Source organism: Pontibacterium sp., from assembly GCF_964228735.1.
GTDB lineage: Bacteria > Pseudomonadota > Gammaproteobacteria > Pseudomonadales > Balneatricaceae > Pontibacterium.
Window position 1 is genome coordinate 1 of record NZ_CAXRBQ010000139.1, and the last position, 7,248, is coordinate 7,248.

At 54.0% G+C, this 7,248-nt stretch carries 5 protein-coding genes; all 5 read right to left on the bottom strand.

The window, feature by feature from the left end; genetic code table 11:
* On the bottom strand, positions 1 to 2,058 hold a 2,058-nt coding region (locus ACEQ15_RS15700; RefSeq protein WP_370280183.1), incomplete at its 3' end, for an ATP-binding protein.
* A complete protein-coding gene (locus ACEQ15_RS15705) occupies positions 2,055 to 2,864 on the bottom strand; it encodes a substrate-binding periplasmic protein (RefSeq protein ID WP_370280184.1) in 810 nt (269 codons plus the stop codon). The genes ACEQ15_RS15700 and ACEQ15_RS15705, both read right to left, overlap by 4 nt.
* Positions 2,861 to 3,589 carry a response regulator gene (locus ACEQ15_RS15710; RefSeq protein ID WP_370280185.1) on the bottom strand — a complete coding sequence of 243 codons (729 nt, stop codon included), beginning with the start codon at positions 3,587 to 3,589 and terminating at the stop codon, positions 2,861 to 2,863. Before ACEQ15_RS15710 ends, ACEQ15_RS15705 begins: the two co-directional genes overlap by 4 nt.
* 487 nt (positions 3,590 to 4,076) lie before the next feature.
* Positions 4,077 to 4,826 carry a DUF3726 domain-containing protein gene (locus tag ACEQ15_RS15715; RefSeq protein ID WP_370280186.1) on the bottom strand — a complete coding sequence of 250 codons (750 nt, stop codon included), beginning with the start codon at positions 4,824 to 4,826 and terminating at the stop codon, positions 4,077 to 4,079.
* Positions 4,827 to 4,838: 12 nt separating this feature from the next.
* On the bottom strand, positions 4,839 to 6,548 hold the full coding sequence (locus ACEQ15_RS15720; RefSeq protein ID WP_370280187.1) for a hypothetical protein: 1,710 nt from the start codon (positions 6,546 to 6,548) through the stop codon (positions 4,839 to 4,841).
* Positions 6,549 to 7,248 lie beyond the last annotated feature (700 nt).

The window sequence follows — 7,248 nt, forward strand, 5'->3', positions numbered from 1 at the left end:
CATCAACGTGGCCAGTTTTTCAGGCCCCAGCATCTGCTGATGCACAGCGATGATCGACTGATCCAATAACGGCACGTCGTTTTCCATGGCTGCGTGCTCCGGTGTTGTATCTACCATGACTTTGTCGCCACGTACGGCGGCAAACAGCTGCTCTTTCTGTACCGGTTTAGCGATCACGTTGCTGATCCCCGCTTCCAGATAATCGTGCACATCTTCCGGTCGCACGCTCGCGGTCAGGGCGATGATACGGGTGTGTTGGTTAATACATTCGGGATCGTTGGTCAGGCGACGGCTGATTTCGATTCCACTCAAACCCGGCAGGTGCATATCCATCAGGATCAGGTCGAAGGGTTGTTCCTGGCCTAGTTTGAGGGCCTCAAATCCGTCACTGGCGATGGTGACCTGATGCGCCTGTTCTGCCAGTAATCCCAGCACAACCTGCTGGTTGATCTCCACATCCTCAACCAGCAGTATTCTGCGTGGCTGGATGGTTAGCTCTGCTTGGGCAATTTGTACGGTTTCCTGCATTGGCAATTGGGCGGCTTCAAGCTCGATTTCGATCCAGAAGGTGCTGCCCTGACCGGGTTCACTGATCAGTCCAATCTGTCCGCCCAGGTGTTCGGCCAGCTCCTTACAGATCGCGAGGCCCAGACCGGTGCCGCCAAAACGACGGGTGATGGTTTCATCGGCTTGGGTAAAGCGGTCGAAAATATGTTGTTGCAGCTCCGGTGCGATACCGATGCCGGAGTCGATGATCTCAAAGCGCAGAAGATGTTTACTGCCGTGTTGTTTCAAGGTACGGACGTTTAGTTGAACGATCCCCTGATCGGTAAACTTGATCGCATTGGCCAGCAGGTTGGTAAGAATCTGGCGCAGGCTGCTCTCTTCGGTAGAGCAGTGGTCGATCACATCGTCACCGCAGTTGAGCACGAGGCCGATCTTTTTGCGGTCTGCTTCTGGCGCCAGCAAGGTGATCAGGTTGTGCAACAGGTTGTGAAGGGAGAAGCGGGTCGGCGTCACACTGTACGCGCCTTCCACCAGGCGACCGTATTCCAGCACATTGTTAAAGGTCGCAAGCAGGGCATTGGTGGCGTCGTGCAGAACACGGATATGATCGCGCTGCTTAGTGGTCAGCTCGCTGCTTTCCAGCAACTGGATCATGCCCAGCATACCGTTCATCGGCGTGCGGATCTCGTGACTCATGGTGGAGAGGAAGCGGGATTTGGCATTACTGGCTTCCTCGGCGGCTTCTTTGGCACGTAACAGGCTCTGGGTGCGGCGTTCTACCATCTCCTGAAGTTGGTCACGGTTATAACGCAGGCGCTGCTCTTCCTGTTCGCGCCGAGCGATATCCATACGGATCGATTGGCGCATATCGTTCAGCGCCGTCACCAGCTGGTCCAGCTCGTCCCGTTTCTTCGGCGGCTGGCGGTTGAGGGTGAGGCTATGTTCCAGCTCACCGGCCCCGATCTCGCGGCTGTAGTTGGCCATCGACTCCAGGTGACGGGTGATCTGGCGCTGGAAGATCACCAGAATCACCAGCACGATCAGGAGAACCAGCAAGGTCTGGGTGAGGAAGGTGTTGAAGCTGCGCTTGATGATGCGGGAGTTGATCGCTTCTAGGTCAAAGCTGACGTCCAACCGGCCCAGCTTGCGCCCGGTCTGGTTGGCTACGTGAATCAATTCGAAACTGTGGGTTTGCACCCTGTGGTCTTCGGACGGTGGTGTCAGGTCCTCAATTGAGACATCGTTGCTGTCCAGTGTGAGGTAAGCCACATCGGGCAGGTTCTGAATCCCTTTCAGCTGCAGCTCAATCTGTCCCTGGTCTAGATCCCAGAGGCTTTTAGCAAGGCTGGCCAGGTAACTGCTGCGGATCAGGTCGACCTGCTGGTCGATCGCCTTGTGTTCCCTGCGGTAATCCAAGGTGAGCTGCAGCGCAGTCGAGAGCAGAATAAACAGGAAGCTGCAGGCACACACATATACCATAACCCGATACCCCAGCGGGTGTTCGCTGGAGTAGCGGGCGATCTTGGGTAACAGTCCTTTAGGGTGTTTCATGGTGAGGTTGTTGGCTCCCGTATGTCTGCTGTCTTGGGTATATCAGTAGCGTCGAGGTATTTCAGACTGTAACGATCGGTCAGACGCTGGATGGTGCCATCCCGTTGCATCTCTTTCAGACGACGGTCAATAAACGGCAGGTGTGCTTTCAGGTCACTCTTGTGACCCACGGCCAGGTGGTAAAACTCGGTGCTGACCCGGTAATCCAAGGCTACAACTTTATCGTGATACCCCATCTTCTGGCTTTGCAAGCGGCCACTCAGCAGCCCGACTGGCATAAAGTCGATACGTTGGCGGGCCAATTTTTCGAAGTTCTGCCGGTTGCGGGAAACATGTTCGATACGGGTATTCTGGGCCAGAAACTGGTCGAGCCGCTCGCCAAAGCTGTCGCCTAAAAGCAGCCCGGTGGTTTTGCCGCGTAGATCGTCCAGATCAGTAAAACTAATTGGATTTTCGCGGTTTACAAAGAATGCAACCGGATCCGCAATCACCGGTTGCTTGCTGAACCAGAGGTAGGTCTCGCGGCTGGGGATACGGTATGCCGCCACGACGATATCTGCGTTGCCTAACTGCACTTCCCGCAAGCAGCGTTTCCAGTTGTAGTCGGCGCTGAGCTCAACCTTGTAGCCAAGCTCCGCAAACAGCTGAAGGGTGACGGAAGGTGCCAGCCCAGTGAGCTGGCCTGCCTGAACCCATGAAACCGGTGGGTAAAACGGATGGCCGCAGGCTTTTAGAACACGTGCATGGCTGCTGGAGATGCTCAACACTAGGCTGAGTAATGTGAATCCCAGCCAGCGGATGATCATGCCATGTCCACGGGTTTGGGGGTGAAAAGGTAACCGGCGCCGTGTACGGTCAGAATGGTTTTCGGATTGGCCGGATCGTCGCCCAGTTTGCGGCGCAAACGACCGATCAGTACATCCACGGTGCGGTCGCTGGGTACCCACTCGCGGTTACGGATCTGTTCCAGAATTTGCTCACGGCTCATCACCCGACCAGAGTGTGTCATCAGAGTGTTGAGTAGCTGGAATTCACCTTCGGTGAGCTGCACGATCTGTTGCTGCTCGTCGATCAACTGACGGCGATCCAGATTTAGTTTCCAGCGCTCGAACTGCTTAAAGGTGTGGGGTAGGGAATCGGTTGGTTTAGCGTCGGTACAGTGACGTACGCGGCGCACCAGGTTCTTGGTGCGGGCCAGGATCTCACGCGGGTTAAAGGGTTTGGTGACGTATTCGTCGGCACCACATTCAAGACCGATCAAGCGATCCACTTCATCCTGACGGCCGGTGACCAGGATGATGCCCACTTCGGTATGCACCCGGAGTTCACGGGTGAGGGTCAGGCCATCCTTGCCCGGTAAACGTATGTCGAGCAGGATCACATCGATCGGTTCGCTGCTGAGAATGGCTTCGGCTTGCTCTGCCGTTTCAGCACTGTAAACGGTGTAACCTTCCTCTTCGAAGTAGCTGCGCAAACAATCGCGTGTCAGCTCTTCGTCATCGACCACGAGGATTCTGGAATCTGTATTCATCGGACCTTTTATCCGTACAACGTGCGTTATTTTTATTATATGCAGTGATCTGCCTGCCTCTAAACCTAGAGGTTTACCGGTAGTGTTGGCAAGTTCTGTTTACATCTCATTTACAACGTTTTACAGGTTTAAACGTTTCGCTCCCATCTTGTAGCAGCGGTCTCCGACCGCGACAGGGGGGGGCGCCAAGCCTTCGAAAGGTCGCCCTCGGAGCGGGCTGCTACAAATTCATTTACTTTTCGTATTTTTGGGGCACTGTTGGGCATCGCGTTGCGATGACCAACCTACGGATCAATATTTTTAATTACGGGTAGGTTGGCCATTGGGTAGCAATGCCCAACGTTTATCAGAACCCAAAAAAACGCCCTCAAAATGAGGGCGTATGGCGAAGTCCAATATTCGGACAAAATGATAGGCGTGGCCGGGACGCTTGAAACCGGCCACTGATAGAACTCAGCTTGTTTCCGAGCTGATGGAGAGAACGCTGTTAGCGACCACCCGCACCCTGGCGGGATTGTTCGCTGTTGGTTACCAGGACTTTAGCACCCAGGCGGTTGATCTCTTCCCACAGTGCATCGTCGATGTCGACGCCGTTTTCAACGGTGAGGTCCTTGTTCGCTGCAACCTGATCGGCGCTGATGTAACGCGCTGCACGGTTGCCACGGGACTCCTGTAGGGAGGAGGTCAGATCCACACGGGAGCTGCAGATGATGGTCAGCGCCTGTACGTCTACTTCGCTGGTTTCCAGAGAGGTAGTTGCTTCGCTGTAGCTTGGGTAACGCTGACCCGCTTTGATCGCAGCAGTGTGCTCGGTCACGGTGTCGCTCCCGTTCTGCCAGTACGCCGCCACGCTGATGCCACGACGACCACAGTCGGTCAGGGCTTTCAGGATAAACATACGGTTATGGCAGTTATGTACGGTGACTGTCGCAATACCGCTTTCCAGCGCCTTAGCGTGTGCCAGGTCTACGGATGCAGCGATACAGTTCAGTGCGCTGCGGCCGTGGCTGTCGATGATCGCGGAAGTACTGTCTTCGTAGACAACGCTGCTCAGCGGTTTGTCGCTGTCTTCACCGATGTAAGGCAGTGCGCGTTCCAGCTCCTGCAGGCCATTCAGGCCATGCTTTTCCAGCCACAGAATCATGTTCGCAGCATCTTCGTAGTTACCCACGAAGTAACCAGTTGCTTCAAAGCAGCGGCGCAGTGCAGCTTTCAGTTCATTCATAGAAATATGCATTGTTACTACTCCTTACTGCTTTGGCGCCAGAGGCATGAACCAGTCATCGTTAAAAGTTTGTCCGATATCTTCCAGTAGCGGTGCGCCCTGGAACATGGTGTTACGTACCCACAGACGGGAACGTGGATCGAACTTACTTACCCCGAAGAACGCCAGTTTGCAGCGTAGCAGGTGCATCGGCAGGATATCCTGATCCAGCAGGTTGGCTTGGATATCACCGTAGACACAGCGGTTCATGCTCTGGATACGGCGAACGATGCCGCGCATCTTCGGTCGTGCCACCATGAAGCGAGCGGTGGTGTGTTCTGGATGCTCCTGAACATATTCGCATAACTGGTCGTAGCACTTGCGAACCGCGTAACCCACGCCCAGTGCCATCTGCTTATCCTTGGCTTCAACGTCCGCAACACTGCCCAGACGTGGTTCCATCTTCTCTTCAGAGCGGTACCAGCAGGTCTCACGTGCGCCTTCTGCACTGAAGTCGATCTCTAACGCCCAGTCGTAACGGGTCTCGATTACAGATTTAAGTTCCTGCAGTGGCATCAATGGATCAAGATCCAGGAACTCTTCTGCGTTGTGGTACTCCTCCAGGTCTTCTACCAGCTCTGGGTAGAGTTCCAGCAGGATAGATACCAGCATCTCCTGACCCTGTACGGAGCAGTTTTCTTCGCTCCAACCCAACAGGTTGTTCCAGTCGCTGAAGTCGGCGGCGATGTAGCCTTTTAGTGCTTCGAGATCCGCCAGAACCAGCTTGTTGTTTTCGGTTTGCCACTCGTCTTCGGTAAACGTTTCGGCAGTGTGCAGTGCGCAGCGCTCGATCAGTTCATCCAGGTGGTGGCGTACACGGTCATTGATGTTGCCCAGTACGCGGATACGGGCCAGCGCTAGTTCGCGCATCTCAATCCATTGGTTGATGAGCAGCGGGTGGTTAACCAGGTAAGGTGCCATACCCAGACCGGTGGAGTTACCGATACCGAAGTAACGTTTGATCTCCGCATCCATCGGCTTGAAGGAGTTAGGTGCACGGTGGCGAGCGATATGCTCCGCCTGCAGCAGGCTGAAGTTACGCAGCATCAGGCAGACAAACATCTCACCGGCAAACGGACGCGCAAAATCTTTGTGTTTGGTGCGGACTTTTTCCCAGTCCGCCATACCTAGCTTACCGCTGCCGTATACGGCTGTGGTGCGGTACAGGTAACCGACCTTGGCGATTTTATCTACGTCTGGCTGTTCACCTTTGGACAGCTGATCAACCACGTAGTCGAAGTTACGGGCACTGCGGTTAGCACGGGACAGAACGAATACACGGGCATCAACGCGACCGGCTTCCTGTTTAGGTACGTTCTGGCACAGTTTTTCCAGGTAGATATCGTCGACCGTACCTTCCACCAGGGCCATAGTCAGGTCCCATTTGGTAGCGATTACGCGGTCGTTACGCTCTTCCGGAGAGAGGTAATCAGAGAACAGTACGAAGCTGAACAGACCGTGTGGTGCACGCACCTCGTATACCACGGTGCCGTAGCCTTCGTTGTCGAGTTCGAAACGGGCAGGTTCGATCTGCCAGCGTTCACGCATGATGCGACGGATAAGGGTGCGCATGAAGCTCAGGCGGCTCTGATGCATCGACCCCAGGCGCTCCAGATCCATGACCTGACTGGCAGGACGCAGCGGCAATGCGTTGTCACCTCGCAGAGAGGTTTGGATAGCTGCAGGCGTTGTCATTATTATGATCCTCTATTTGCTACACATCTTTATTGTGTTGTTAATGGGCCGGCGTTGTTGATCCGGCAGCAGCATAGATGTGTTGGAAACCGACGTTCTCTTAACCTCTGCTGGTTTCGCGTTTACTCGTTATTGTTCGCAGAGAGAGCCGCACCTGTATGGTTAATCATTAACCCTTACGCAGGTACTAACAAATCAAGGCGTTCATCCAGAGTCCTTGATCATCACCAGAAACTACCTTGGCCTGTTGCTGGGGACCGTTTTATCTTGCGCCAAAGATTTAAGCTCACACAAATCAAAAGGTTATATCGGCTGATAAGCGACGCTTATCAAAGTGGTGAAAGGTATTATTTTTTCTAAGGTTATGGGCGTTGGGTTGGGAGGTGTGTTTGAGGATTTTTTGTGTTGGGCATTGCTGCGCAATGGCCAACATACGAGTGGGCTTGAGAATGGGCTGGTGGATTGGGCATTGCTGTGCAATGGCCAATTTATGGGTGGGTTAGTAGGTTGGTCATCGCAACGCGATGCCCAACAATACGGTTCCTGAGGAGAAAAGTATCTGTAGCAAATGAAATGGACCCGCCCACCTAAGTGCCACAATTAAGTTTGTACCGGCATCACTAGATAGGGGGTCCACTATGAGTAAGATTAGCATCGTTGGTATCGATATCGCCAAGTTGTCTTTTCAATTGCACGGCAT

Excerpts from the sequence above, each read along its gene's own strand:
- ACEQ15_RS15705 (WP_370280184.1), bottom strand. The coding sequence starts at position 2,864 with ATGATCATCCGCTGGCTGGGATTCACATTACTCAGCCTAGTGTTGAGC.
- ACEQ15_RS15710 (WP_370280185.1), bottom strand. The coding sequence starts at position 3,589 with ATGAATACAGATTCCAGAATCCTCGTGGTCGATGACGAAGAGCTGACA.
- ACEQ15_RS15715 (WP_370280186.1), bottom strand. The coding sequence starts at position 4,826 with ATGCATATTTCTATGAATGAACTGAAAGCTGCACTGCGCCGCTGCTTT.
- ACEQ15_RS15720 (WP_370280187.1), bottom strand. The coding sequence starts at position 6,548 with ATGACAACGCCTGCAGCTATCCAAACCTCTCTGCGAGGTGACAACGCA.